Annotated in this window: 22 protein-coding genes and 1 riboswitch; of the genes, 8 read left to right on the top strand and 14 right to left on the bottom strand. The window is 65.0% G+C overall.

Annotated features, from left to right (window positions below; translation table 11 throughout):
• Window positions 1-21 precede the first annotated feature (21 nt).
• The 4 genes from galT (at window position 22) to C2138_RS01415 (ending at window position 3,838) form a co-directional block, all read left to right on the top strand.
• Window positions 22-1,185 (top strand): galactose-1-phosphate uridylyltransferase, encoded by a 1,164-nt coding sequence (gene galT / locus C2138_RS01430; RefSeq protein WP_108514954.1) that lies wholly within the window; start codon window positions 22-24, stop codon window positions 1,183-1,185.
• Window positions 1,182-2,339: a galactokinase gene (gene galK / locus C2138_RS01425; RefSeq protein WP_108514952.1), complete on the top strand. Its 1,158-nt coding sequence runs from the start codon at window positions 1,182-1,184 to the stop codon at window positions 2,337-2,339. The genes galT and galK overlap by 4 nt, the downstream gene beginning before the upstream one ends.
• 4 nt (window positions 2,340-2,343) lie before the next feature.
• Window positions 2,344-2,973, top strand: a complete 630-nt coding sequence (locus tag C2138_RS01420; protein ID WP_108514950.1) for a phosphoribosylanthranilate isomerase — start codon at window positions 2,344-2,346, stop codon at window positions 2,971-2,973.
• A gap of 133 nt (window positions 2,974-3,106) precedes the next feature.
• Window positions 3,107-3,838 carry a DedA family protein gene (locus C2138_RS01415; RefSeq protein WP_108514948.1) on the top strand — a complete coding sequence of 244 codons (732 nt, stop codon included), beginning with the start codon at window positions 3,107-3,109 and terminating at the stop codon, window positions 3,836-3,838.
• An 80-nt stretch (window positions 3,839-3,918) separates the two neighbouring features.
• Here the strand turns inward: C2138_RS01415 and C2138_RS01410 are convergent, their stop codons facing one another.
• The 4 genes from C2138_RS01410 to C2138_RS01395 all read right to left on the bottom strand — a co-directional run bounded on the left by C2138_RS01410 (window position 3,919) and on the right by C2138_RS01395 (window position 9,046).
• Window positions 3,919-4,800: a bifunctional methylenetetrahydrofolate dehydrogenase/methenyltetrahydrofolate cyclohydrolase gene (locus tag C2138_RS01410; protein ID WP_108514947.1), complete on the bottom strand. Its 882-nt coding sequence runs from the start codon at window positions 4,798-4,800 to the stop codon at window positions 3,919-3,921.
• 84 nt (window positions 4,801-4,884) lie between these two features.
• Entirely contained in the window at window positions 4,885-6,183 is a 1,299-nt protein-coding gene (gene glyA / locus C2138_RS01405; protein WP_108514945.1) for a serine hydroxymethyltransferase, read from the bottom strand.
• A 51-nt stretch (window positions 6,184-6,234) separates the two neighbouring features.
• Window positions 6,235-6,317: riboswitch (ZMP/ZTP riboswitch) on the bottom strand.
• A gap of 81 nt (window positions 6,318-6,398) precedes the next feature.
• Window positions 6,399-7,637, bottom strand: a complete 1,239-nt coding sequence (locus C2138_RS01400) for a hypothetical protein (RefSeq protein ID WP_108514943.1) — start codon at window positions 7,635-7,637, stop codon at window positions 6,399-6,401.
• A gap of 137 nt (window positions 7,638-7,774) precedes the next feature.
• On the bottom strand, window positions 7,775-9,046 hold the full coding sequence (locus C2138_RS01395) for an MFS transporter (protein WP_108514941.1): 1,272 nt from the start codon (window positions 9,044-9,046) through the stop codon (window positions 7,775-7,777).
• Between the two features lie 113 nt (window positions 9,047-9,159).
• Between C2138_RS01395 and purU the strand changes: the two genes are divergently transcribed.
• Window positions 9,160-10,035: a formyltetrahydrofolate deformylase gene (gene purU / locus C2138_RS01390; protein ID WP_108514939.1), complete on the top strand. Its 876-nt coding sequence runs from the start codon at window positions 9,160-9,162 to the stop codon at window positions 10,033-10,035.
• A 67-nt stretch (window positions 10,036-10,102) separates the two neighbouring features.
• Complete coding sequence (nagA, locus tag C2138_RS01385) at window positions 10,103-11,233, top strand: N-acetylglucosamine-6-phosphate deacetylase (protein WP_108514938.1); 1,131 nt, start codon at window positions 10,103-10,105, stop codon at window positions 11,231-11,233.
• Here the strand turns inward: nagA and C2138_RS01380 are convergent, their stop codons facing one another.
• From C2138_RS01380 to C2138_RS01345, 8 genes are all read right to left on the bottom strand, one after another.
• Window positions 11,234-12,025: a glucosamine-6-phosphate deaminase gene (locus C2138_RS01380; protein WP_108514936.1), complete on the bottom strand. Its 792-nt coding sequence runs from the start codon at window positions 12,023-12,025 to the stop codon at window positions 11,234-11,236.
• Window positions 12,025-12,936, bottom strand: a complete 912-nt coding sequence (locus tag C2138_RS01375; protein ID WP_108518667.1) for an ROK family protein — start codon at window positions 12,934-12,936, stop codon at window positions 12,025-12,027. The genes C2138_RS01380 and C2138_RS01375 overlap by 1 nt, the downstream gene beginning before the upstream one ends.
• Window positions 12,933-14,315: a beta-N-acetylhexosaminidase gene (gene nagZ / locus C2138_RS01370; protein ID WP_108514934.1), complete on the bottom strand. Its 1,383-nt coding sequence runs from the start codon at window positions 14,313-14,315 to the stop codon at window positions 12,933-12,935. The genes C2138_RS01375 and nagZ overlap by 4 nt, the downstream gene beginning before the upstream one ends.
• Window positions 14,312-15,151, bottom strand: a complete 840-nt coding sequence (locus tag C2138_RS01365; RefSeq protein WP_108514932.1) for a carbohydrate ABC transporter permease — start codon at window positions 15,149-15,151, stop codon at window positions 14,312-14,314. Before C2138_RS01365 ends, nagZ begins: the two co-directional genes overlap by 4 nt.
• On the bottom strand, window positions 15,148-16,020 hold the full coding sequence (locus tag C2138_RS01360; protein WP_108518665.1) for a carbohydrate ABC transporter permease: 873 nt from the start codon (window positions 16,018-16,020) through the stop codon (window positions 15,148-15,150). The genes C2138_RS01365 and C2138_RS01360 overlap by 4 nt, the downstream gene beginning before the upstream one ends.
• Window positions 16,021-16,075: 55 nt before the next feature.
• A complete protein-coding gene (locus C2138_RS01355) occupies window positions 16,076-17,359 on the bottom strand; it encodes an extracellular solute-binding protein (protein ID WP_108514930.1) in 1,284 nt (427 codons plus the stop codon).
• A gap of 58 nt (window positions 17,360-17,417) precedes the next feature.
• Entirely contained in the window at window positions 17,418-18,560 is a 1,143-nt protein-coding gene (locus tag C2138_RS01350) for an ROK family transcriptional regulator (RefSeq protein WP_233245534.1), read from the bottom strand.
• A gap of 165 nt (window positions 18,561-18,725) precedes the next feature.
• Window positions 18,726-19,943: an NADP-dependent isocitrate dehydrogenase gene (locus C2138_RS01345; protein ID WP_108514929.1), complete on the bottom strand. Its 1,218-nt coding sequence runs from the start codon at window positions 19,941-19,943 to the stop codon at window positions 18,726-18,728.
• A gap of 191 nt (window positions 19,944-20,134) precedes the next feature.
• Between C2138_RS01345 and C2138_RS01340 the strand changes: the two genes are divergently transcribed.
• Window positions 20,135-21,097, top strand: coding sequence for an ABC transporter substrate-binding protein (locus C2138_RS01340; RefSeq protein WP_159078102.1), 963 nt, complete (start codon window positions 20,135-20,137; stop codon window positions 21,095-21,097).
• 13 nt (window positions 21,098-21,110) lie between these two features.
• Here C2138_RS01340 and C2138_RS01335 read toward each other — a convergent pair whose 3' ends face one another.
• Window positions 21,111-22,244 carry a PucR family transcriptional regulator gene (locus C2138_RS01335; protein ID WP_159078101.1) on the bottom strand — a complete coding sequence of 378 codons (1,134 nt, stop codon included), beginning with the start codon at window positions 22,242-22,244 and terminating at the stop codon, window positions 21,111-21,113.
• Between the two features lie 129 nt (window positions 22,245-22,373).
• On the opposite strand from C2138_RS01335, the gene C2138_RS01330 reads away from it, so the two are divergent.
• On the top strand, window positions 22,374-22,835 hold the full coding sequence (locus C2138_RS01330) for an acyl-CoA thioesterase (RefSeq protein WP_108514924.1): 462 nt from the start codon (window positions 22,374-22,376) through the stop codon (window positions 22,833-22,835).
• Between the two features lie 103 nt (window positions 22,836-22,938).
• On the opposite strand, the gene C2138_RS01325 is transcribed toward C2138_RS01330, so the two are convergent.
• Window positions 22,939-24,105: a serine hydrolase domain-containing protein gene (locus tag C2138_RS01325; protein WP_108514922.1), complete on the bottom strand. Its 1,167-nt coding sequence runs from the start codon at window positions 24,103-24,105 to the stop codon at window positions 22,939-22,941.
• Window positions 24,106-24,185 lie beyond the last annotated feature (80 nt).

Genomic DNA, 24,185 nt, shown 5'->3' with positions numbered 1-24,185 from the left:
CCTAGATCGAAACAAGGTGTCATGGCCCCAATCACCAAGACGGTCACCACGCTCGCCGATGGCCGCGAACTGATCTACTTCGATGACTCCGGCACGACCCTCTCGGGTGAGCGCGCAATCGACGGCCGCGCGCTCGACCCGCGGCCCACGACGGCAACCATGCGACAGGATGTTCTCACGGGCGATTGGATCTCCGTGGCGGCAGCACGGCAGAATCGTGCGTTTCTGCCGCCGGCCGATCAGGACCCGCTTGCCCCGGCATCCGAAACAAACCCGAGCGAGATCCCCAGCAACTACGACGTGGCCGTCTTCGAAAACCGATCCCCGTCGTTCGGCCCCGCACTCGGAGACGCGGACGCCCTGGGGCTGGGCTTCGACCGCACGGCGCCGGCCTATGGCCGCTGCGAGGTGGTGTGCTTCAGCCCAGAGCCCGAGGGATCATTCGGCACCCAGACCCCGTCGAGGGCGCGCACGGTGATCGAGGCATGGGCAGACCGCACCGCCGCCCTCTCGGCACTTGAGGGCATTCAGCAGGTTTTTCCGTTCGAGAACCGGGGCCGCGAGATCGGCGTGACGCTTGAGCATCCGCACGGTCAGATCTATGCCTATCCGTATGTGACCCCGCGAACCCAGAGGCTCATGGCGTCGATCGACCAGCTGGGGGCTGACCTTTTTGAACGGGTTCTCGCCAGTGAGCGCGCCTCGGAGCGGGTTGTGCTGAGCGGCGAACACTGGACGGCCTACGTGCCGTTTGCGGCCCGCTGGCCGCTCGAGGTGCACCTGCTGCCGCACCGGCACGTGGCCGACCTGGCCGAAACGAACGAGGCCGAACGCCACGAGCTCTCACACCTGTATCTGAGGCTACTGCGGGGCATCGACGCGATCTACGACACCCCCACCCCCTACATCGCCGCGTGGCATCAGGCTCCTGTGCATTCGCACCGCGACAGCATCCGTCTGCACCTCGAACTGACCTCCCCGCGCAGGGCAGCAGATCGCCTCAAATACCTGGCAGGCTCGGAGGCGGCGATGGGCGCCTGGATCGCCGATGTTTCGCCCGAGCACTCTGCCGAGCTCGTGCGGGCAGGCATCGCACGAGCCGACGCGGCACGCACTCCCCCCTCGCCCCACGGTGCCGCCCTCTCCGGCACCATGGCACCCCCAGCAGAAGGACGCACCGCGTGAGCGACATCAGAGACGACGCACGATCGGGCTTCGCCGAAGTCTTCGACACCGAAGCAACAGGGGTGTGGTCGGCGCCAGGCAGAGTCAACCTCATCGGCGAGCACACCGACTACAACGAGGGCTATGTGCTGCCCTTTGCGATCACGAGGCGAACCATCGTTGCGCTCGGCCTGCGCGACGACACGATGATTAGGGTTGCCAGCGCCTTTGCCGACGAGGTCGCCGAGATCGACATTTCCGAGCTGAGCCCCGAGAAGCTCACGGGCTGGGCGGCTTACCCGCTGGGCGTCGCGTGGGCACTCGGCCAGCACGGCGCCGATCTTGGTGCGGTGCCCGGAGTCGACCTTTTCATCGAATCCGATGTGCCCGTTGGGGCTGGTCTCTCCTCCTCGGCAGCAATCGAAAGCGCCGTGGCCCTCGCCCTCAACGACGTCTGGCAGCTTGGGTTGGACCGCCCCGCGCTCGCTCAGGTTGGTCAGCTCGCCGAGAATAAAGCTGTCGGAGCGCCCACGGGAATCATGGACCAGTCTGCTTCGCTCCTCGGCGAGCGCGATGCCGCCGTCTTTCTCGACTGTCGCAGCATGGTCGCCGAAATCGTTCCGCTCCGCCTGGCCGACGCCGGGCTCGCGATTGTGGTCATCGACACGGGCGTTAGCCACAGTCACGCCGATGGCGGTTACTCGGAGCGCCGGGCATCGTGCGAGCGGGGAGCCAGGATGCTCGGCGTTGCCGCCCTGCGCGATCTGAGCGTGGACGACCTCGACCGTGCGCGCCAGATTCTCGACGACACCACGTTTCGGCGGGTGCGCCACATCGTCACCGAGAACCAGCGGGTTCTCGACACAGTCGAGGCGCTGCGCACGACGGGACCGCGATCCATCGGCGAGCTGCTCGACGCGTCGCACGAATCGCTCCGCGATGACTTCGAGATCTCCGTGGCCGAACTGGATCTCGCGGTCGAGACCGCGCAGGCCAACGGGGCCATAGGCGCCAGGATGACCGGCGGCGGATTCGGCGGGGCGGCGATCGCGCTCGCTCCCCTCGATGCCGTGTCGCGCATCCAGGTTGCCATTGACGGCGCTTTTGCCGAGCACGGTTTTGGGCAACCTGAGATGTTTGTCGTAAGCGCCTCCCATGGAGCAGTGAGAGAGTAGAAGAATGTTCGTCAAAATCTGCGGCCTCCGCGAAGAGCGGCACGTTGAGACGTGCCTTGAAGAACGAGTGGATGCGATCGGCTTCGTCCTTACGCCGAGCCCCCGATTCGTGGCACCGGAGCGAGCTCGCCACCTGGTGAATCTCGTCGACGACGCCGCTCTGACCGTCGGAGTGTTTCGCGACGAAACAGTGGACGAGATCGAGCGCCTCGCCGAGGCAGCCGGCGTGGGAGCCGTCCAGGTGCACGGCCAGCGCACGCGGGCAGAGCTCGCCAAGCTCACCCGACCGGACCGCAAACTCATCAGGGCCGTCAGCTTCGATGACCCCAGCATCGAAGAGAACTGGGGCGAGGACATGCTGCTCGTCGATGCCCCCCACCCCGGTTCAGGTCAGGCCTGGGACTACGCCTCGATGGCGGCGTCCCTCACTCGCCGCGACGGCACCTACAGCGTCGAAACGGGCGAAGGACCCGCCCGCCGGTGGATTCTCGCCGGCGGCCTCACCCCCGAGAACGTTGCCGCAGCGATCGAAGCCGCCAACCCTTGGGGCGTCGATGTATCCAGTGGGGTCGAAGCATCCCCCGGGGTTAAATCGTCGCAGCTCATTCGCGAGTTCATGGCCGCAGCGCGCTAACCCCGCTCGGCACACTCCCGGGCGGTCTTGCTAGGGTTGGGCCGTCGCGGCTTTGCCAGGCATCCCCCTCGGACGAACCGCTGCGTCGCTGTCGGACCGGCGTCGTGACGCATCCCCGGAAAGGAATCCCTCAATGCTCCCCGCCCTCTTCGGCATCGACTTTCTCGACGCCGACTGGCTCATCCACTGGTTCGGACCGTTCGTTCTCCTCGGGGTTGCCGCCGTGGTCTTCGTCGAAACCGGCGTTATCGTGCTCTCGTTCCTGCCGGGAGACTCTCTGCTCTTCACGGTGGGTCTCCTTACGGCAACCGGCTTCATCGGCCTGCCCATCGGCGTCACCGTGCTCGTCATCTTCGTTGCCGCTTTCGCCGGCGACCAGATGGCCTATGCGATCGGACGCAAGGCCGGCCCCGCCGTGTTCAAGCGCGAGCAAAGCCGCCTCTTCAACCCCGCCAACGTTGAGCGCACCAACGAGTTCTTCGAGAAGCACGGCGGCAAGGCGATCATCATCGCCCGGTTCCTGCCCATCTTTCGTGCGTTCGTGCCCGTCGCGGCTGGCGTCGGACGCATGCCGTGGCGACACTTCGCCCTCTTTAACCTGATCGGCGCCTTCCTGTGGGGCGTCGGGCTCACCCTCGTTGGCTTCTTTCTCGGGCAGATCGATTTTGTCGCCGAATACTCCGAGTACTTCATCATCGGCATCGTGCTGCTCTCGGGCATTCCGATCCTGCGCGAGCTCTACAAGGGCGGGCGCACCGCTATCGCCAACCGGCGGGCACACGCTGCGGCCGACAAGGTCGCCGCGGTGGTAGCAGAAGCAACGGATGCCGACGCGGACGCCGACGCGGACGTTCAGCCCCGCTGAGGGGTCCGAAATGAGTCGCGGCGAGCGTCCCGAAGCCGCATTTGGGACCCCTCGCAGGGCGGGGTAACTAGCGGGCGTCACTAGCGGGCGTCTCGCTCCGCGGCCTTGACCACGTTGGCAAGCAGCATCGCACGGGTCATCGGCCCGACCCCACCCGGGTTCGGCGAGAGGTAGCCAGCAACCTCGGCAACGGCCGGGTCGACGTCGCCCGTGAGCTTGCCCTTGCCGGTCTCTTCGTCCTGCACTCGCGTGATGCCAACGTCGAGCACGGCAGCACCCGGCTTGATCCAGTCGGGCTTGATCAGATGGGCGACACCGACGGCGGCAACGACGATGTCGGCGCGGCGCACCTCCGCGGCCAGGTCGACCGTGCGCGAATGCGTGAGGGTGACCGTGGCATCCAAACCCTTGCGGGTGAAGAGCAGGCCGAGCGGGCGACCGACGGTGAGGCCGCGGCCCACGACAGTAACGTGCTTTCCGCTAATCGGCACGTCATAGCGCTGCAGCATCTCGACGATGCCCGCCGGGGTGCACGGCAGGGGCGAATCGAGCTCGCCTTCGATGCCGAGAACCAACCGACCAAGGTTTGTGGGGTGCAGGCCGTCGGCATCCTTAGCGGGGTCAATGGCCTCAAGAGCGGCGTGCTCGTCGAGCCCCTGAGGCAGCGGGAGCTGAACAATGTAGCCCGTCACGGCGGGGTTTGCGTTCAGATCGGCGATCGCGGCGAGCACGTCGGCATCCGTCGCCGTCGCGGGCAGATCGACGCGAATCGACTCGATGCCCACCTCGGCACAGTCGCGGTGCTTGCCCGCAACGTACGACCGCGACCCGGGGTCGTCGCCCACGAGCAGCGTGCCGAGCCCGGGCGTAATGCCCTTCGCCTTGAGGGCGGCGATGCGGCCAGCGAGCTCTGCCTTGACGGCGGATGCCGTCGCGACGCCGTCGAGAACGGTTGCAGTCATGGTTCGATTCCTCTCAGCGAACGCCTCTGGCCGCCGTCGCAGCACCCGGGGTGCGGCGGTCGGCGGCCAGAAGCACTGGTGTGCTTAGGCCCAGGTACCGGGGCTCTGAAGGCCCGGGTAGAGGGGGAATCCGTCGGCGAGCCTCTGCACGCGTGCACGCAGCGACTCGATGTCGGGGTTCGGCATGAGGGCGGTCGCGATGATGTCGGCCACCTCGGTGAACTCCTCGTCGCCGAAGCCGCGGGTTGCGAGCGCCGGGGTGCCGATGCGAACGCCAGAGGGCGTGAGCGGCGGGCGGGGGTCGTTGGGCACGGAGTTGCGGTTCACGGTGATGCCGACCGAGTGCAGGATGTCTTCGGCATCCTTGCCGTGGATCTCCGACGTGCGCAGGTCCACGAGCACGAGGTGAACATCCGTTCCCCCCGTGAGCAGGTCGATGCCGGCAGCCTTGGCGTCGTCCTTCATGAGGCGCTCGGCGAGGATGCGGGCGCCGCGAACGGTGCGCTCCTGACGGTCCTTGAACTCCTCCTCTGCGGCCAGCTTGAACGCGGTCGCCTTGGCGGCGATCACGTGCATGAGCGGCCCACCCTGCTGTCCGGGGAACACAGCGGAGTTGATCTTCTTGTGCGTCTCAAGATCATTGGTGAGGATGAACCCGGAGCGCGGACCAGCAAGAGTCTTGTGCGCGGTGCTGCTGACAACATCCGCGTAGGGCACGGGCGACGGGTGCAGGCCCGTAGCAACGAGTCCGGCGAAGTGCGCCATGTCGACCCAGAGCTTGGCGCCGACCTCGTCGGCGATCGCGCGGAAGGCAGCGAAGTCGAGCTGGCGGGGGTAGGCCGACCATCCGGCGATGATCACGGCGGGCTTCACCGCGAGCGCCTGGTCGCGCACGATATCCATGTCGACGAGGTTGGTCTCGGGGTTCACGCCGTAAGAGTTGGCGTCGTAGAGCTTGCCCGAGAAGTTGAGCTTCATGCCGTGGGTGAGGTGACCACCGTGGGCAAGCTCGAGACCCAGGATGCGGTCGCCGGGCGAGGCGAGTGCCATGAGCACTGCAGCGTTGGCCTGGGCGCCGGAGTGGGGCTGCACATTGGCGTAGCCGGCTCCAAAGAGCGCCTTGGCACGGTCGCGGGCCAGGTCCTCGGCGATGTCGACGAATTCACACCCGCCGTAGTAGCGACGGCCGGGGTAACCCTCGGCGTACTTGTTGGTGAGTACTGAACCCTGCGCCTCGAGAATGGCACGCGAAACGAAGTTCTCGCTCGCGATCATCTCGAGTGTTCCGCGCTGGCGGCCGAGCTCCTGCTCGAGCACAGCGGCGATCTCGGGGTCAACACTCGACAGCGGGTCGGTGAAGGTGGAGGGAAGTTTGTCGTTCACGTGGGCTCCTTACGACTGACATGACCAAGGTACCCCGGCGCGAGCCAGGTCTCGGGCGGCCCAGGCGTACGGCCGCGTCGATGTCAGTCGCTCCCCGGTGGTTGCCCACCTCAACGCCAGTCGCGACCCTGCAATTCTAGCGCAGCATCCGAACGGAAAAAGGCCCGCAGCTGAACGTTGTCACGCGCTGCGGGCCCTCTCCTGAAACGCGTTGACTACGCGGCGACCTTGCGGCGACGATAGACGGCTGCACCGGCAAACGCCGAACCGAGCAGCAGAAGCGTGCCCGCCACGACGACGGCGGGAGTGGCGTCTGCACCCGTGGCGGCCAGCGCGGGCTGGGAGAGCGACACTGCCACGAGAGTTCCCGTTGCCGACACGGTGAAGTACAACACCGCGGTGACGGTTGAGCCGTTTGCCAGCGTGCTTGAGAGGGTCACCGAGTGACGCCCAGCCTCAAGTCCCGCGGGAATCGTGAAGGACTGTGCAAGAACACCGTCGATCGCCACTGTTCCCGAACCGATGATGACCGGGGTTGACCGCACAGTAACGCTAAACGCGGCACCGGGCTGGAGACCAGACATGACGACGTTGACCGGGGCGCCCGCAATCGGAGCACCGGTAGCGGCGCCGATCGTGACGGCACTGTTGCCAGGAGCGGCCGCGATGTTCAGGATGAGCGGCGCCTCTGCATAGTTGGTGCCGTTACCAACTACGAGTCCTGCGTTGAACGAACCGCTGTAGATGGGGGTTCCGACGATCCTCAGCTGGGGAGCTACTCCCGGGGACTCGATCGATTCGAACATGAGGCCACTGAACGGGGTGACAACGCCAGCGTTACCGGACTGCGGGCCAGCCGCAACCCAGCCGTATGAGGTCCAGTCCCATGCGCCGGCAAGCTGGAGCGGCACCTGCACGTCTACCGCTACGCCCTGCTTAAGCGCGATGGGGGCTGCAGCCACGGTGCAGTCGGCACACGGCGGGGCCACGACGGGCAGGGCTCCGACCGTGATGCTGGCGAAGACCGCGCTGGCGTCGCCCCAAGCAGGAGCGTCGCACGTAGTAACGCGCTCGTGGAACGCCACCGAGTACTCGTCGCCCTCTTCGAATGCCATGTTGTCACCCGTGAGGAGTGCGAAATCTGCTTGCGCCTGGGCGGTACTCACACCGGTCGTGTTGAGCTCTGCCCGGTTCTTGTATTCCGACATGCAGATGAAGCCGCCTGCGCTGTCGATTTCGGTGAGGCTTGTGTCGCCATTGAAATGGGCCGTGAAACGCTCACCGATGTCGATTGTGGACTGCCCGAAGGAGACTGCCGTGATGGGGAATTCGGGCACGGCCATGGCTGGCCCCGCGACCAACAAAGGGGCTGCGAGAACTACGGTCGCGACAGCGACCGCCGCGGCCCGGCGGCGGCCGGTGCGCAGGAGATCAAGACGGGGGGAAGAAGACATGAAGGGGCTCCGATGGTTGATGGCCCGCGATAGCCCATCAAGCCGAAGGCTGAATGAAGCTCAGCAGGAACGTCGGAAAGCTTACTGAGCCGCATACACCGGCAGAAAGCCCCCAAATGGGGAGGTCCTTCGTGCCTCTAGTGCTCGATAACCCGGCGCTGTTTCACTCCGTGGAGCACAACATCCGCCACGATCACCAAAAGGATGGCAACCACCAAGAACGCCGCATGAATGTAGGGCAAAACGCCAAGCCCCCAGTGCTCAAGCGCCAGCGCTCCGACTAGCGCACCGCCGCCAATGCCCGAGTTGAAGGCTGTCGTATAGAACGCGCTCGAGACGTCGCGGATGCGGGCGGGTGCCGCCCGCAACACGCGCGTCTGAAGCAACGGCGGCAACATGCCCCCTGCCAGCCCCCACATGAGGAAGGCGATGATGCCGAGCCAGAGGAAGCCCGGCCACACTGCGAGCGTGAGCACAGACACGAAAACGGTGACGAGCGCGATGATGAGACCGAGCCGAGGCCGACTGCCCAGCCACGCCGCCACGATGACGAGGGACAGCAGCCCCATGACGCCGTAGCCGAAGAGTGCGGGGCTGATGAAGTCCTTGCTCACCCCCACCGAACGCTCGAGGAACGGCGTGATGTAGGTGTAGAAGGTGTACTGCCCGATCATCGTGACTGCCGTGATCAGGCACACGATGACGACGGCGAGAACCGACTGCTCCCGACGCGGTGCGTGGGTTGAGTCGGCGAGCACCGTGACTGAACCCGTGGATGTGCTGCTCGCGACAGCGATGCTCATGGTGGGCGTGATCGCGCCCGCCTTGACCGGAGGGAGGAACTTGTAGACAAAGAACGTGCCGACAAGAGCAAGCCCCGCAAGCACAAGAAACGCCATGCGCCATCCGACCGCGTGACCCAGCGTCACGCCCAGAGGCACCCCAAAGACGAACGCAAGCGAGCCGCCGCCGAGAGAGATCGACACGGCGCGCCCGAGCTGCTCCTTGGGAACGAGGTAGGAAGCGTAGGCCCCCATGACCGCCCAGAAGAGCCCGTGGGCCAACCCGCCGAGCACTCGTGACGCGATGAGAACGCCATAGTTGGGCGCGAAGGCCGTCAGAACCGTGCTCGCCGCGAGCACCAACAGCACGATGACCACGAGCTTGTGACGGTCGAACCGGCGTGTGAGGTGCGAGAGCAACGCGCTCGACAGCACAACCGTGAAAGCGAAAACGCTCACGGTGAGACCGATCATGGACTCCGTGACGCCGAGCTCATCGCTCATTTCGGGCAAAAGGCCCGTCGGCAGCATCTCGATCGTGACGCTGAGGAACGTCGCCACGGCGACAGTGAACAGAGCGAGGTAAGGAAAAGGAGGCAGTGGGGTGCGAGTCTGAGGCGCGCTCATGGGATGTAAGAGAACCGATCCGGGGGTGTGGCGTGACGCCGCCAACGGGCCGCCGCGAGCGCGCGACGACCACTCATTCTATCCGAGGGCCGTCCGACCTCTACTCTTGAACCGTGAACTCGCTCCCTCCCACTGCACTTGACTCCACCCATTGGGTACTCACCATCGTCTGCAACGACCGCCCCGGAATCGTGCACGCGCTCAGCGGGGCGATTGTTACCGCTGGCGGCAACATCACGGAGTCGCAGCAGTTCTCAAGCGTCGACACCGACAACTTCTTCATGCGCCTGCAGGTTGAATCCACGGCAACGCGCGCCGAGTTCGAGGCTGCGCTTCTGCCCGTCGTCGCCCACTACGACATGCGCTGGCACCTCGACGTGGTCGGCCGCCCCCTGCGCACCCTCGTGCTCGTCTCCAAGGCAGCGCACTGCCTTAACGACATGCTCTTTCGGGAACGCGCCGGTCAGCTGCCCGTCCATGTGCCCCTCGTGCTCAGCAACCACGACGAGCTCGCTGGCCTCGCCGAGTTCTACGGGGTCCCCTTCGAGCGGATGCCCATCGGCAATGCAGCAGACAAGGCCGCGTTCGAAGCGCGCATTGTGGACGAGGTTGAGAAGCACGACATCGAGCTTGTGGTGCTTGCCCGGTACATGCAGATTCTCTCGCCCGAGCTGTGTGAATTTCTTGAGGGCAGGGCCATCAACATCCACCACTCGTTCCTGCCCGGGTTCAAGGGGGCAAACCCCTACCGTCAGGCCCACGCGCGCGGTGTGAAGATCATCGGCGCCACCGCCCACTTTGTGACGAGCGACCTCGACGAGGGGCCAATCATCGAGCAGAACATTGTGCGTGTCGACCACACACACTCCCCCGCCGAGCTCATGGCCATTGGCCAGGATGAAGAGAGCCGCACCCTCACCCAGGCCGTCAAGTGGTTCGCCGAGAACCGCGTGCTGCTCGACGGGCACCGCACCATCATCTTCAAGTAGGCCGCCGATTCGCGGGGCGCGCGATCCCGCTACTGTGCGCGCGGACGGCCCGGAATACAGTGACACCATGACGACGGTGTTTCACGGAGCACGCAAGATCGATGTCGACGGTGTCATCGAGGGTTTTTGGCTACTGGTCGACGGTGACACCATCACCGCCACCGGCGCTGGCCGAGCTCCGGATGCCGACACCAGCATCGACCTGAACGGCCGCACCATAACGCCAGGGTTCGTCGACCTGCACTGCCACGGAGGCGGCGGGCACTCGTTTGACGACTCCGCAGAGGAGATCGCCGGTGCGCTTCTCACCCATCGGGCGCACGGAACAACACGATCCGTCCTCAGCCTCGTCTCCAACCCCATTGCCCAGATGCGCGAGAGCCTGCGCACGGTCGCCACGCTCGCCGAAACGGATCCACTTATTCTCGGCTCCCACCTCGAGGGGCCCTATCTCTCGCCGGCGCGGCGGGGCGCCCACAGCTCCGAACATCTGCGGGCCATTGAGTCCTTCGAAATCGATGAGCTATTGCACGCCGCCAGGGGCACCCTGCGCCAGGTGACCATCGCCCCCGAGTTGCCCGGCGCATTCGACGCCATCGAGACTTTCGCCTCGGCTGGCGTCGCCGTAGGGATTGGCCACACCGATGCGAGCTATGAAACCGCGCGTGCCGCGTTCGACAGTGGCGCAACACTGCTGACCCACGCGTTCAACGCCATGCCCGGCATCCATCACCGGGCCCCCGGGCCCATCATTGCCGCATTCGAAGACGATCGCGTGACAATCGAGCTAATCCTTGATGGAACCCATGTGCACTCCGATGTTGCGAGGCTCGCCTTCGCCTCAGCGCGCGGGCGCATTGCGCTGGTCACCGACGCGATGGCGGCGGCGGGCTCGGTCGACGGCGACTATCGCCTAGGCGAACTCAACGTTTCTGTGCGCGACGGGCGCGCCCTCCTCAGCGGAACCTCGACCATCGCGGGGTCGACGCTGACGCAGGATGCCGCGCTGCACCAGGCAATAACGCAGGTCGGAATCGACCCCGTGGCAGCCGTCGCTGCTGTCACGGCGACCCCGGCCAAGGCGGTTGGGCTCGGCGATCGGTTCGGCCGTCTCGCGCGCGGATATGCAGCGGATGTTGTCGTGCTCAACGACGCGTGGGCCGCCGAGGCCGTGTGGGCGGCGGGAGTCCGGCTCTAGCTACGGTTTGCCCGCCCAGGCTTCGCGGTAATAGTCGGCGAAGCGCAGGCGTGACGCGGCCGCCTCATCGACAATGGCGGTCACGCGCGGGTGCAACTGCACGACGGACCCGGGCGTCGACGACGACACCGCCCCCTCAATCGCTGCCGCCACGGCATCCGCCTTACGATCGCCAAAGGCGAGGAGCACGAGGTGCCGCGCCCGCAGAATTGTGCCGAGTCCCTGAGTGATGCAGTGACGCGGGACCTCGTCGACCGAGGCAAAGAACCGCGCATTGTCTTCGCGGGTCTGCCGGGTGAGCGCCTTGACCCTGGTGGGCGAGGCGAGCGAACTGCCGGGCTCGTTGAAACCGATGTGGCCGTTCGCACCGATCCCGAGAATCTGCAGGTCGATGCCGCCCGCCGTCTCGATCGCGCGTTCATAGCGGTCTGCCGCAGCCTCGAGTGCTGCCTCGAGCGGGCCATCGAGCGCCGCATCGAGCACGCCGTCGTCGCCCGGCACCCGCACCATCGCCGGGTCTAGTCCCAGCGTGGCCACGACTTCGCGGTCGATCACGGCGCGATACGACTGCGGATGCCCCGGCTCGAGCCCCACATACTCATCGAGCGCAAACGCCCTCACCCGCGAGAAGTCGAGGTCTCGTTGGGCGAGTGACCGGTACGTCGTGAGCGGGGTCGACCCTGTCGCCAGACCGAGCACGGCACAAGGGTCGCGCCTGACGAGATCCTCGATCATGTCGGCCGCTAGCCGACCCGCCACCTCGGCATCCTCGACGATGACCACCTCGGTCATCAGCTCACCAACCGAGGGGATGACGTAGGCGCTGCGAGGTGCGCTGCTCCGAGCGCCGCCACGGGAGACCCCTCGGGAAGGATGCGGATGCGCGACCCCAATTCGAGAGACGTGATGAACGGTGACGCCCGAGCCCAGCCGTCGATGACGCTCTCGACTCCCTCGAGAATGCGATCAGAAAGCCTGCTAATGCCGCCGCCGATGACGACCGCATCCACATCGACCGTGAGCACGAGAATACGAACGGCAGAGGCCACGCCTTCGAATAGTCTGCTGCGAATCTGCACCGCCCGCGGATCCCCCGCGTCGGCAGCATCAAGAACAGCGCTGACGGCGTTGGGTTCGCCCGTTGCCCACTGCCTGGCGATGCCCGATCCGGATGCCATCGCTTCGAGGCCCCCCGGCTGGCCGTCCAAGTCGAGCGGGCCGGCAGGGTCGATGAGGATGTGGCCGATCTCCCCCGCCGCCCCGCGGGAACCTCGCCACAGCTCACCGCGCAACACGAGCCCGGCCGCGAGCCCGGTGCCCAAGTTGAGGTAGGCGATTGACAGAGTTGCTGGCACCCCGAGCAGGTGAAACGCGCCGAGCGCTGCGGCGTTCACGTCGTTCTCCACGCGCACCTCTGACCCCAGCCGGCTGGCGAGCCGTGCGCCGAGATCGAGGTGATCAACGCCGAGGTTGATGGCGTGCGAGACCGTCCCGGTCGCCGGATCCACCGTGCCGGGGATTCCGACGCCAATTGTGGACACCCCATCGTGACCACCCAGTTGCTCGACCGCGGCCACGGTCGAGTCGACGACGGCCTCGTGCCCGAATCCGGTTGCTAGCCTCACCTGCCGCAGCACCACCCCCGACCCGTCGACCAGAACGGCCTCGGTCTTGGTCCCGCCGACGTCAACGCCAATTCTCATTCCTGCGCCCACCACTTCGCCAAGGCATCCCCCACGTGTCGGGAGGCACCAAAGGTTGCCACGTCGGCATAGGCGCGGTCGTCCGACGGCCACCCCATGTCGACGACGACGACATCCGAACTGGTCGCCCGCGCCTCGTCGATGAGGTCACGCACCCATCCATGCCGATGATTATCGCGGCCAATCACCACAAGCTGTCCCGCCACATCCGGCAACCGGTCGCCCTCACTGACGCGCACGTGGGCGGGAAGCCCCCATGGCGCAGCGCCGACGGCGATGTTGGTGGGAGTCTCGAGCGCAACGATCGTGGCGGTTGGCCCTGGCCGGGTCCCGGTCCGCACATCGAACGCGGCGATGGTGCGGTCGAGATCACACTGCGGCCCGTCGTGTGGTCCTCTCTGCGCCTCGGCGGGGTAGCTGCGCGCGAGCGCAAGCACCCGGTCGGCGGCGTCGCGCATGCGGGAAGGCGAGATGCGGCCCTCGGTCACGGCGGCATCGATGGCCGCCTCAATCTCACCGATCTGCTCGTCGGTGTTTGCGGGTCCTATGCAGAGCAAATCGCATCCGGCGATGATCGCGCGAACGGCCGCCTCGGGTATGCCGATCTGCTCGCTCGCGCCCTTCATGTCGAGCGCATCCGAGACGATGAGGCCGTCGAACCCAAATTCGTCGCGCAGTAGCCCCTGCAGGATGCGCGGCGACAGGGTCGCAGGCGCATCCGCATCAAGCTGCGGCAGCAGAATGTGCGACGTCATAATCGATGCCGTTCCGGCGGCAACTGCTGCGGCGAACGGCACTAGCTCGCGCGCCTCCAACTCCACCCTGCTGCGGTCGACTACCGGCAGAGCGAGGTGAGAATCCTGCGCCGTATCGCCGTGCCCGGGAAAGTGCTTCACGCTCGCGGCCACTCCGGTCGATTGCAGCCCCCTTACCCACGCCGCTGCATGGCGGGCCACGAGCTCGGGGGTCGACCCGAAGCTGCGAACCCCGATGACGGGGTTATCGGGGTTCGAGTTGATGTCGATGTCGGGCGCGAATGTGAGATTCACGCCGACCGATCGCAACTCGTGGCCGACGGATTCCGCCACCGAGGCCGTATATGCCTCATCGTCTATGCGGCCCAGGATGGCATTGCCCGGGTAGGGCGAACCGGTCGCATAGTAGAGGCGGGTTACGTCACCGCCTTCTTCGTCGATCGCGATCACTGCGTGCGGATTCGCCTGCCGAATATCGGCGGTCAGAGCCCGAACCTGTGCGGGTGACTCGATGTTGTCGCCGAACAGGCACACCCCGCCGACCCCGCCCCGCAGGCGAGCAGCGACCCACTCTGGCAGCTCGGTTCCGGCAAACCCGAGCATGATCACGCCGCAAGCGCTCATCCCTTGACCGCCCCGCTCACAAGGCCCGATGTGAGGCGGCCCTGAACGATGAGAAAGAAGATGATCACGGGCACGGCCACGAGGGTTGAGGCAGCCATAACCTGGCCCCAGTCAGTCGCCCGCGTGGCACTCGCCTGCACAAAACCCCGCAACCAGAGCGGCAGTGTTTGGCTAGCCTCGGCCGGCAGCAGCACGAGTGCCACCGTGAATTCGTTCCATGCCTGAAGAAATGCGTAGACACCGGATGCGATCAGGCCGGGTGCGAGCAGGGGAAAGGTGATGCGCATGAACGCCTGCGTTCGGCTGAGCCCGTCGACCATGGCTGCTTCTTCTAGGTCGATCGGGATTCCGGCGACGAAACCGCGCAGCATCCAAATCGTGAACGGCACGACCGCCGCAATGTAGATGACGCTGACGCCGATCACCGAGTTGAGCAGCCCCATCCCGGCAACCATCTTGTATTGCGCAATGAAGAGGCCCTCGGCCGGCAGCATCTGCACGATGAGCACGGCGAGCACGAAGGTTTTGCGCCCCCGAAAGCGAAAACGGCTGATTGCGACCGCCGCAAGAAACGCAAAGAGCAGGCAAAACACGACGGCGATCAGGGTAACCGAGACGCTCATGCCCAAAGCGGAATAGAAGCTCCCGTCGGCCAGTGCCGCAGTGAAGTTGTTGAGCGACCCGCCCAAGGGAACAAACGTGGGCACAAAGGATTCGAGCCGGGCCGTCGGCAGAAGAGAGGAGTTGACCATCCAATAGACGGGAGAGGCCCACGCAAGAGCGACGACGATCGCCAGTGCGCCCAGCAGGCCGCGCCGCACGCTGGATCGGGTCATGACTGGTCCTCCTTGAGCAGGCTGCGGATGTAGAACCAGCTGAGCGCAATCGTCAGCGCAAGCACGAGCACGGAAACGGCCGACGCCATGCCAAAGTCTTGGGCCCGCGTGCCGAGCTTGTAGATATAGGTGCCGAGCAGGTCGAAGTCGCCCGACTTGCTGCCCGCATCCTGAAGCATGGTGATCTGCGTGAAGACCCTGAGGTTCCAGATCAGCTGAAGCAAAAAGACGATCGTGATGACGGGTTTGATCATCGGCAGGATGATGTGCTTGAGCCGCTGCCACGGGGTTGCGCCATCGATCTGCGCTGCCTCAAGAACTTCTTCTGACACCTGGGTCAGGCCCGCGTAAGACGAGAAGGCGACGAAGGGCACCGACATCCAGACCACGATCACACTCGCGACAAAGAAGAACGTCATCGGTGTTTCGAGCCAGTCGAAGCGGTACATGTCGACGCCGGGGATCATGTCGAGCACGTAGTTGATCACGCCTCGACGGCGATCGAAGAGCCAGATCCACACGGTCATCGCAGCAACAACCGGCATCGCCCACGCCAGCAGCAGTGCGATCTGAAGGATCAAACGGGGAGCCTTGCCGATGACCATCATGAGCAGGGCACAGAGGAGGCCAATAACGAGGGTGACGACGGCGGTGACCACGCAGAACATGAGGGACCGCGCGACCACCGCCCAGAGCTCGGGGTCTGTTGCCAGGGTCACATAGTTGTCGAACCACACGAAGGGGGCCGCCTGGCCAAACTGCTGCGCTAGGCCGAATTCTTGTAGCGAGGTCACGGCCTGCCACACGAGCGGGTAGCCCATCCCCAGCAGCAGGATGAGGATCGCCGGGAGCAGCAGAACCTGTGGCATGCGTTTCACGGCGATCCTCCTTCCTTGTGGTCGTCTGCTGGCTGGTGTTGAGCTGCTAGTTGAGCAGCGCGCCGATTTTCTCGTCGTACTCGGCAGCGAGGGAGGCGATGTCGCCACCGCCCGCAACCTTGCCGAAGAACTCCTCCAGCAGGCCGGAGCCCTCGACAGCGGCCCAACCGGGAGCGGCAGGCGTGAGCTTGGAGTTCTTTGCCGATTCGATGAGCGCTTCCGCAAACTGGTCGTCGCCCAGCGAGGATGCGTATTCGAGGTTGGCGGGGCCGAGGCCGTTCTCGCCCAGCATCTGCTGGTACTCCGCAGAGAAGATGATCTTCAGAAGCTCACGCGAAGCATCCTGATTCTTGCTCTTGGCGGAGATGGCGATGTTCGAACCACCAGCGAAGACCGGAGCTGCTCCCCCGTCGACGGCAGGCAGGGGGAAGACACCGAAGACCTCGTCGTTCCATGTCGCCACCGTCTTGGTTGCGTCATCGGGGTCAGGGGTTACGTCACCGATCGACCAGTGCGCCCATCCGGGAGCGATGATCGTTGCGGCCTCTGGCGCGCCCGTTGTCTCGTTGTTGTTGATGTTGACCCACGGGGTGCTGTCGGCCTCGGTGACGGGTGCGTTGGATGCGTTCTGGAACAGAGCCTGAAACTGCTCAAGCCCCGCAATGGTGTTGTCGTCCGAGAGGGTCGAAACCCACTCGTCGCCATCTTTCTTGGCGAGGTCACCGTCGTTCGCGAACACCCATGAGATCGCGTTGCGCCAGTCTTCTCCGCCGATGTAGAAGCCGGACTGGCCATCGGTACGCAGCGATGCCGCCGTCTCGTTGAACTCGGTGAGCGTGGTCGGAACCTGCTTGCCCGCCGCTGCCCACAGGTCCTTGCGGTAGAACACGTAGCGGGAGCCGAAGTAGTACGGCAACGCGTAGTTAGCGCCGTCGACTGTGCCGACCTCGACAAAAGAGGGCAGCAGTTCGTCGCCACCGAGTTCGTCCACCATGTCGGTTATGTCGCTGAATGCGCCGACATTGGTGAAGGTGGGCGACCACGTGTTTCCGATCTCCACAACGTCCGGGGTATTCTCGGCGTCGGGGAGTGCGGTGGTCAGCTTCGCAATTGCGTCGCCCCAGCCCTGTTCCTCAATGGTTAGGGTGCCCCCGGTTGCGTCTGCGTACTCGGTCTTAAGGTAGTCGCGCAGGGTATCCGGGGTGTCACCTCCCATGAGCCACAGGGTGATGTCGTTGCCTGATTCGTCTGCGGGCGCGCCACCGGCGCATCCCGCCAGCAGGAGCGCTGCCGCTGTTGTCGCAGCGAGCACTCCGAGCTTCTTCTTCATATCGCGTCCTTCTCTCTTGGTACCGGAGAATGTGGCCGGGCGGCCACGCGTGGAGGAGTCAGGAGACTCCGAGCTGCCCCGAGAGCACCATGGCGGCCGCGCCGCGCATGACGATGTCCTCGCCGAGGGTTGTCATCCGCACCGTTAGGTCGTCGTGGAACTCGGCCATAGTTCGGGCACGGAGCGTGTCGACGGCGCTCTCGGTAAGGGCGCCGTCGAGCAGGTCACTCGGTCCGCTGAGCACGATCTCTGCGAGATTGAGCGCACCGACGACGGGGGCGAGGGCAATACCGAGGTGCCGTCCTGCCTCCCGAAGAATGGGATCCGTTGGAGCTCCGGATGCTGTGGCTGCGGCAAGCGCCGCCGCAAGACGCGGGGTAGAAAGCCAGGTTTCGAGGCACCCCTGCTTGCCGCAGACGCACTGCGCGCCGCCGCTGGTGCCCACAACGACATGCCCGAGCTCGCCAGCGGCGAAGCGGCTGCCGTGCAGGAGTGAGCCCCCGAGCAAGAGTCCTGCGCCAACTCCGTGGCCCACCTTGATGAGCATCATGTCGCGGTCGGCCTCGCCGAAGCTATGCTCGGCGAGCACTGCGGCGTTCGCATCATTAGCCACGATGACGGGCAGCGAGAACATCGCCTCAAGCGTGGCCTGCAGGGGTTCGCCGCGCCATCCGAGGTTGGGGGCGCCGAGCACGACCCCGGCAGGGTCAACAACACCGGGTGAGCCGACGCCGATTCCGAGGATGGGCGCAGTAGCGCGGGAGATCAGCTCCTCGATGAGCGCTGCCACCTTAGCCGTGGCATCCGCCCCCGTGCTCTCGGCGAGCGGAAGCTCTGCCCGTTCGAGGATGGTTCCGTCGAGGTCGAGCACCGCGCCCCTAAAAATCTCGAAGGCACTGAGGTCGAGCCCGATTATCTGAAAGGCCCCCCGATTGAGGTCGAGCAGCGTCGCTGGCTTTCCCGGACGGGTGCCTTCGCGCTGGCCTATCTCGACAATGAGCCCCTCGGCCATGAGTTCCGAAACGAGGTCGGAGATGGTGACCCGGGTGAGTCCTGTCTCGCGCGCGATGTCGGCCCTGCTGCGGCTGCCGTCGCTGTACAGCGTCTGAAGCACGAGCGAAAGGTTGTGGCTGCGGGCGTGCTCTGGGAGCCGCTTGGCCGTTGGCCGAAGCGCGCGTCCCGTCATGAACTCCGTCGTCATGTTTGTTAGTAAAGCGTACAAACAAACCGGATGCAAGGATTTTTCGGCTTAAGCGCCCCTAGTTAGAACTATGGAACGCTGAGGGCACGGAGCTCGGACCCCAGCCCGGATTAACGAGAAGGCCCCCACATCCAACCGGATGCGGGGGCCTTCTCAGCAGCGGTCTTACGCTGCCATACGAGCCTTGAGGTTCTCGTCGAGGGTCGCGAGGAACTCCTCGGTCGTCTGGTAGGCCTGGTCGGGCCCGACGAGCAATGCGAGGTCCTTGGTCATCTTGCCCGACTCGACCGTCTTGATGACAACATCCTCAAGCGTGAGGCTGAAGTCGATCAGAGCCTGGTTGCCGTCGAGCTTGCCGCGGTGCGCGAGACCGCGCGTCCAGGCGTAGATCGAGGCGATCGGGTTGGTCGAGGTGGGCTTGCCGGCCTGGTGCTGGCGGTAGTGACGCGTGACGGTGCCGTGGGCAGCCTCCGCCTCGACGACCTTTCCGTCCGGCGTGCTGAGCACCGAGGTCATGAGGCCGAGCGAGCCGAAGCCCTGCGCGACGGTGTCCGACTGAACGTCGCCGTCGTAGTTCTTGCAGGCCCAGACGTAGCCGCCCTCCCACTTCATGGCCGAAGCGACCATGTCGTCGATGAGGCGGTGCTCGTAGGTGAGACCGGCGGCCTCGAACTGCGCCTTGAACTCGGTCTCGTAGACCTCTTCGAAGATGTCCTTGAAGCGGCCGTCGTATGCCTTGAGGATCGTGTTCTTCGTCGACAGGTAGACGGGGTAGTTGCGGCTGAGGCCGTAGTTGAGCGACGCGCGAGCAAAGTCGATGATCGACGAGTCGAGGTTGTACTGAACCTGGGCGATGCCGTCGCCGGGTGCGTCGTAGACCTCGAACTTCATGGGCTCTGAGCCGTCTTCGGGTTCGAATTCAACCGTGAGCTTGCCCTTGCCCTGGAACTTGAAGTCCGTGGCGCGGTACTGGTCACCGAAGGCGTGGCGGCCAATGATGATCGGCTTGTTCCAGCCGGGAACCAGACGCGGGATGTTCGAGATGATGATCGGCTCGCGGAAGATAACGCCGCCGAGGATGTTGCGGATCGTGCCGTTCGGCGACTTCCACATCTTCTTGAGGCCGAACTCCTCGACGCGGGCCTCGTCGGGGGTGATGGTCGCGCACTTGACGCCGACGCCGTGCTTCTGAATGGCGTGGGCTGCGTCGATCGTGATCTGGTCATCGGTCGCGTCGCGGCTCTCAATGCCGAGGTCGTAATACTCGAGGGTCACATCGAGGTAGGGGTGGATCAGGGTGTCCTTGATCTTCTGCCAGATGATGCGAGTCATCTCGTCTCCGTCGAGCTCGACGACCGTTCCTTCAACCTTGATCTTTGACACTGATGCTTCCTCTCGTTGGGCCGCATCAATCTTACCCGCTCTTGTCAAAGTGTCTTGACGTCGAGATAGTTGCGGCGCTTTGCCCCCCGAGCTGGGGCACCAACTCAGGCCAGCGGTATGTAAAACTGACCAGATATCGACAACCCGCACGTCGATATTCCCCCCTCCCTCTCTCTCCGCCGAGGAGTCTCATGAAGAATGCCCGTCTTCTCGCGATCGCTGCCGTCGCCACCTCAATTCCTTTGATTGTCTCGGGATGTGGTGGAGCAGACGCAGCCGAGTCTTCGGGCGCCGCCTCGGTTTCGGTTGGCGTGGTCCCCGGTGTCGACCTCGCCCCTCTCTATCTGGGCATCCAGGAGGGGGTCTTCGACGAACTCAACCTCACGGTCACCATTAACTCGCTGAGCGCATCGAGCAGCTCGCTGCTCACCGCGCTGGGCGAGGACCGCTTTGACTTCGGCTACGCCGACACCCTCTCCGTGCTCTCGGCAATCGAAGGCGGGGCCGCGATCGACATCTTGAGCGGCGCTGCCGCGAGTTCCGGCAACGCCCAGCTCGACTACGCGGCAATCATGGTGCGCCCCGACTCCGACATCACGTCGCTCTCCAATCTCACCGGTCGCACAATCGGAGTCGACTCACGCGGCTCAACCAACGAGTTCGTCATGCGGGACGCAATGCTCGCGGCCAACGTTCCCGCAGAGCTCGCTACCTGGAAGACCGTGCCGTTCGTCGACGCGGTTGGCTCGATCAACAGCGGCGCAGTTGATGCGGCCCTCGTCACGGAGCCCTTCTTGACCACCGCGCGTCTCGCTGGGATGCGCATTATTTCGTACCCCTACGCGGAGTTCGACCGCAACCTCACGGTCTCGATGTATGTCGCCTCATCGGCTTTCACCGAGAAGAAGCCTGAGGTTGTCGAGCGTTTTCGCATGGCGCTGCAGCGCTCCTACGACCTCGCACGAACCAAGCCCGGACTTGTTCGCGACTCCCTGACCTCGTTCATCAAGACGGGAGCGGATGTACGCACCCGCCTCACGCTGCCCTCGTTCACCACCCACATCGACACCGGTTCGGTCACCCTCCTCGGCGAGCGGGCAAAGAAGTTCGGCATGATTCAGTCGATCCCCGACTTCGCGACGATCCTGCCGTAGCGAAGCAGCACCGCTAGCGTGCCGCCGGCTGTCGCGGTGTCACTGCCGCGGCGTCTTCCATGAGCCCGAGACGTAGGGCGCACTGAAGCACAAACGCGTCTCGAGCGGCCGTTGGGTCGAAACCCGTGACCTCCGCGGCCCGCTTGAGGCGATACCGCACGGTGTTGGGATGCACGTCGAGCTTTCGCGCGGCCGTTTCGACCGCTCCGCCCGCCTCGACGAAGCGCCGCACAGTCTGAAGCAGCGGCTGCCGCGAATCCCGCAGGGGGCGATAGGCGCGATTGATCAGGTCACGACGCGCGAGCGGATCGCCCGCGAGCACGCGCTCCGGCAGCAGGTCGGCCGCATAGACGACCCTGGCGTCCTGATCGCTCGCCCCCACCACATCCGCACCGGCGTTGGCGGCGACCAGACTCTGCCAGGCGGAGGAGATCGTGTCGACGACAGGGCCAACCACAACCGGTCCCGCGCCGAATCCGTCGGCCAGCGCCGCAATCACGGCCTGCAGCTCATCCGCTTCGTGCCCCTCGACGAGCGCTGCGATCACGATGAGGCGACCCGACGAGGTCCCCACGAGCACGTCTGCGCCGGCATTCCAGGCGCGGCGCCGAACGATGTCGGTGTCGCCGCTCTCGGGCATCTCACCGCACGCAGCAACAGCAGCACCGTCGCCGCGCCACCCCACCGAGCGGATCCTCGCGATGAGGGAGTCAGTGAGCGCGCCCTTGTGCGAGGCGTCGATCACGAACTGCTCGAGCCGATGCTCCCACAGCCCCGTGCCGTCGCCAACCTGCGCATAGAGTTCGGCCGCAGCGAACGCGAGCTGCCGGGAGAAGACAACGCTCGCTTCGAGGTCCTGCGGGGTCTCGATGTTCTCTTCCACTAGCGACGATGTCACTCGCATGAGCTGCAAGGTCTGCTGCAGCGTCACCGAACGCACGAGCTCTCGCGGCGCGACGGCGAACATGTCCATCGGATCCGCTGTGCCCGGGGCACGAAGATGCGCGAAAAAGCTCACGAATCCGGCCTTAGTGACCAGGTGGAGGTGCTCACGCCGGCGATCCGGGATCTCACCAAACCACGGCAGCGTGCGCTCGGCCCTAGCCATTGCCTCGTCGGCGAGCGCGCCGGGGTCGAGGTCGCTCACTCGCGCCAGGTGGCGTACTGGACCATTACCTTGGGTGTGCAGAAGCTGCGTCATCGAAGACCTCCCGTCGGACAAACCGACTAGACGGTATGTTATAGGGGTATTCCGAGAAAGAGAAGAGGAACCGCAATGCGCGAGGCCAAAGTAGCCATCCGATGGGGAGACATGGACTCCTACGGCCACGTGAATAACGTCTTCTTCGTGCGATATCTCGAAGACACGCGATTCGCGCTCTTCACTCCTCCCCTCGGCGAATTTGCAGCGCCGGGGATAGACCCCTCGCTCGGGGTTTTCGACCTCTTCCCCTCCGGCAGCAATGGCCTCGTCGCCGGCCATCGCATCGAGTATCGCGCCCCCCTCAACTACCGCGCCGAACCGCTCATCGTGCGACTTTGGGTTACCAGAGTGGGCGGCTCAAGCGTCGATCTCGCCTATGAGCTCGGCGAGCCGGACCGCTCAACGATCTACGCCGTCGCCAGCACGACCCTTGTTGTGGTCGACACCGAGTCGGGCAGACCCCGCGAGCTTCCGGATGCTTTGCGCGCCACGTTCGCGCAGTGGAGCGGCGACCCCGTGCCGTTTCGTCAATGACAGCTGTCTCATGTGGTGGGGTGACCGCCGGCCTCGCCCCTCGAGGAGGCCGGCGGTCGAATGGTCCCGGCTGTTGCGCCACACACGCGCCGGGGCCGGTCTGTTAGCCCTCGAGCGCGCGATAGAACGCCGAAACGTAGGCGTCGCTGCGTGGAGAGCCGACGATTCCCGGTGACATCTTGTTCATCACATAGGCAAACGTCGCCCCACGATCGACGTCGTTCACAATGAGCGAGCCGCCCCATCCTCCCCAGTACGCAACCCTGCCCGTCTGGGGCAGCACGGGAGCCGCCTCCGTCGGCAACGCGAAGCCGACTCCGAACCGCAGGTGTTGAAAGAGCACCAGGTCAAGCCCATCAGACTGCTGCTCAAAGATCCGGTCGATCGTCTCGGGCGACAGCAGCCGAACTCCGTCGACCTCTCCGCCGTTCGTGATCACGGATTCGATTCGCGCAACAGAACGCGCATTGCCCTGGCCTCCCGCGCCACCGATCTCGGCCGCCTTCCACTCGTTCGTCCAGGTCGCGGTCGCGTCGAGCACGGGAGCCATAAACGTGCGGAGGGCAGGGTGCCCCTCCGGCAGTCCCGAGAGATCCATTTGCGCGGGTGGCGGCGCAACCACATGCGCGACCCGGCCAAACTCGGCACGGTCGAGCCCGATGTGAAAGTCGGCGCCGAGAGGCTCTGCAATTTCTTCTCGCACGAACGCGCCGAGCGTGCGCCCGGTCACTCGGCGAATGATTTCACCCAGCAGGTGCCCGTAGTTCAGCAGGTGGTATCCGGATGCCGTGCCCGGCTCCCACCAGGGAGCCTGCGCGGCAAGCTTGGCCGCAGCCGCCTCGGGGTCGTACAGGTCGTCGGTTGTGAACGGCAGATCCCATCCGCTCACCCCCGAGGTGTGAGACATCACCTGCTTGACGGTGATGGCCTCCTTGCCGTTGCTCCCGAACTCTGGCCAGTAGCGCGCCACCGGAGCATCGAGGTCGATCTCGCCCCTGTCAACCAACATGAGCATCGCGAGTGCCACAACCGTCTTGGTTGTCGACCACACATTGGTGATGGTGTCGCGCTGCCATTCGGCACTGCGCTCTTCGGCAGCGAAGCCGCCCCAGAGGTCGATGACCGGCTTGCCGTTGATCGTCGCGGCAATAGACGCCCCAAGCTCCTCCCCTGAATCGAGTTGGCGCTGTAGTTCTTCTCGCACCGACTCGAATCGTGGGTCGTTCTCTCCGTGGACTACTGCGGAGGCAGATGCAATCGCGTCGCTCATATGAAGCTCCTTTGCTTCGAGAAATATTGGGGTCAAAAACCCTTGCGGCGTGGGGTGGTCCTGCATGTATGGTGAAAACA

This window comes from Salinibacterium hongtaonis, assembly GCF_003065485.1.
In the GTDB taxonomy this organism is placed as follows: Bacteria; Actinomycetota; Actinomycetes; order Actinomycetales; family Microbacteriaceae; genus Homoserinimonas; species Homoserinimonas hongtaonis.
The sequence above is the reverse complement of the archived record's forward strand: the minus strand, read 5'-3'. Positions and strand labels throughout refer to the sequence as shown.

Bases quoted from the DNA above. Each gene is read 5' to 3' on its own strand.
- C2138_RS01360 (WP_108518665.1), bottom strand. From the start codon at position 16,020: ATGCCACAGGTTCTGCTGCTCCCGGCGATCCTCATCCTGCTGCTGGGG.
- galT (WP_108514954.1), top strand. From the start codon at position 22: ATGGCCCCAATCACCAAGACGGTCACCACGCTCGCCGATGGCCGCGAA.
- C2138_RS01410 (WP_108514947.1), bottom strand. From the start codon at position 4,800: ATGACTGCAACCGTTCTCGACGGCGTCGCGACGGCATCCGCCGTCAAG.
- C2138_RS01350 (WP_233245534.1), bottom strand. From the start codon at position 18,560: ATGACGACGGAGTTCATGACGGGACGCGCGCTTCGGCCAACGGCCAAG.
- C2138_RS01325 (WP_108514922.1), bottom strand. From the start codon at position 24,105: ATGAGCGACGCGATTGCATCTGCCTCCGCAGTAGTCCACGGAGAGAAC.
- nagZ (WP_108514934.1), bottom strand. From the start codon at position 14,315: ATGAGCGCTTGCGGCGTGATCATGCTCGGGTTTGCCGGAACCGAGCTG.
- C2138_RS01365 (WP_108514932.1), bottom strand. From the start codon at position 15,151: ATGACCCGATCCAGCGTGCGGCGCGGCCTGCTGGGCGCACTGGCGATC.
- C2138_RS01330 (WP_108514924.1), top strand. From the start codon at position 22,374: ATGCGCGAGGCCAAAGTAGCCATCCGATGGGGAGACATGGACTCCTAC.
- nagA (WP_108514938.1), top strand. From the start codon at position 10,103: ATGACGACGGTGTTTCACGGAGCACGCAAGATCGATGTCGACGGTGTC.
- C2138_RS01340 (WP_159078102.1), top strand. From the start codon at position 20,135: ATGAAGAATGCCCGTCTTCTCGCGATCGCTGCCGTCGCCACCTCAATT.
- C2138_RS01400 (WP_108514943.1), bottom strand. From the start codon at position 7,637: ATGTCTTCTTCCCCCCGTCTTGATCTCCTGCGCACCGGCCGCCGCCGG.
- C2138_RS01375 (WP_108518667.1), bottom strand. From the start codon at position 12,936: ATGAGAATTGGCGTTGACGTCGGCGGGACCAAGACCGAGGCCGTTCTG.
- C2138_RS01355 (WP_108514930.1), bottom strand. From the start codon at position 17,359: ATGAAGAAGAAGCTCGGAGTGCTCGCTGCGACAACAGCGGCAGCGCTC.
- C2138_RS01395 (WP_108514941.1), bottom strand. From the start codon at position 9,046: ATGAGCGCGCCTCAGACTCGCACCCCACTGCCTCCTTTTCCTTACCTC.
- C2138_RS01380 (WP_108514936.1), bottom strand. From the start codon at position 12,025: ATGACCGAGGTGGTCATCGTCGAGGATGCCGAGGTGGCGGGTCGGCTA.
- C2138_RS01415 (WP_108514948.1), top strand. From the start codon at position 3,107: ATGCTCCCCGCCCTCTTCGGCATCGACTTTCTCGACGCCGACTGGCTC.
- C2138_RS01420 (WP_108514950.1), top strand. From the start codon at position 2,344: ATGTTCGTCAAAATCTGCGGCCTCCGCGAAGAGCGGCACGTTGAGACG.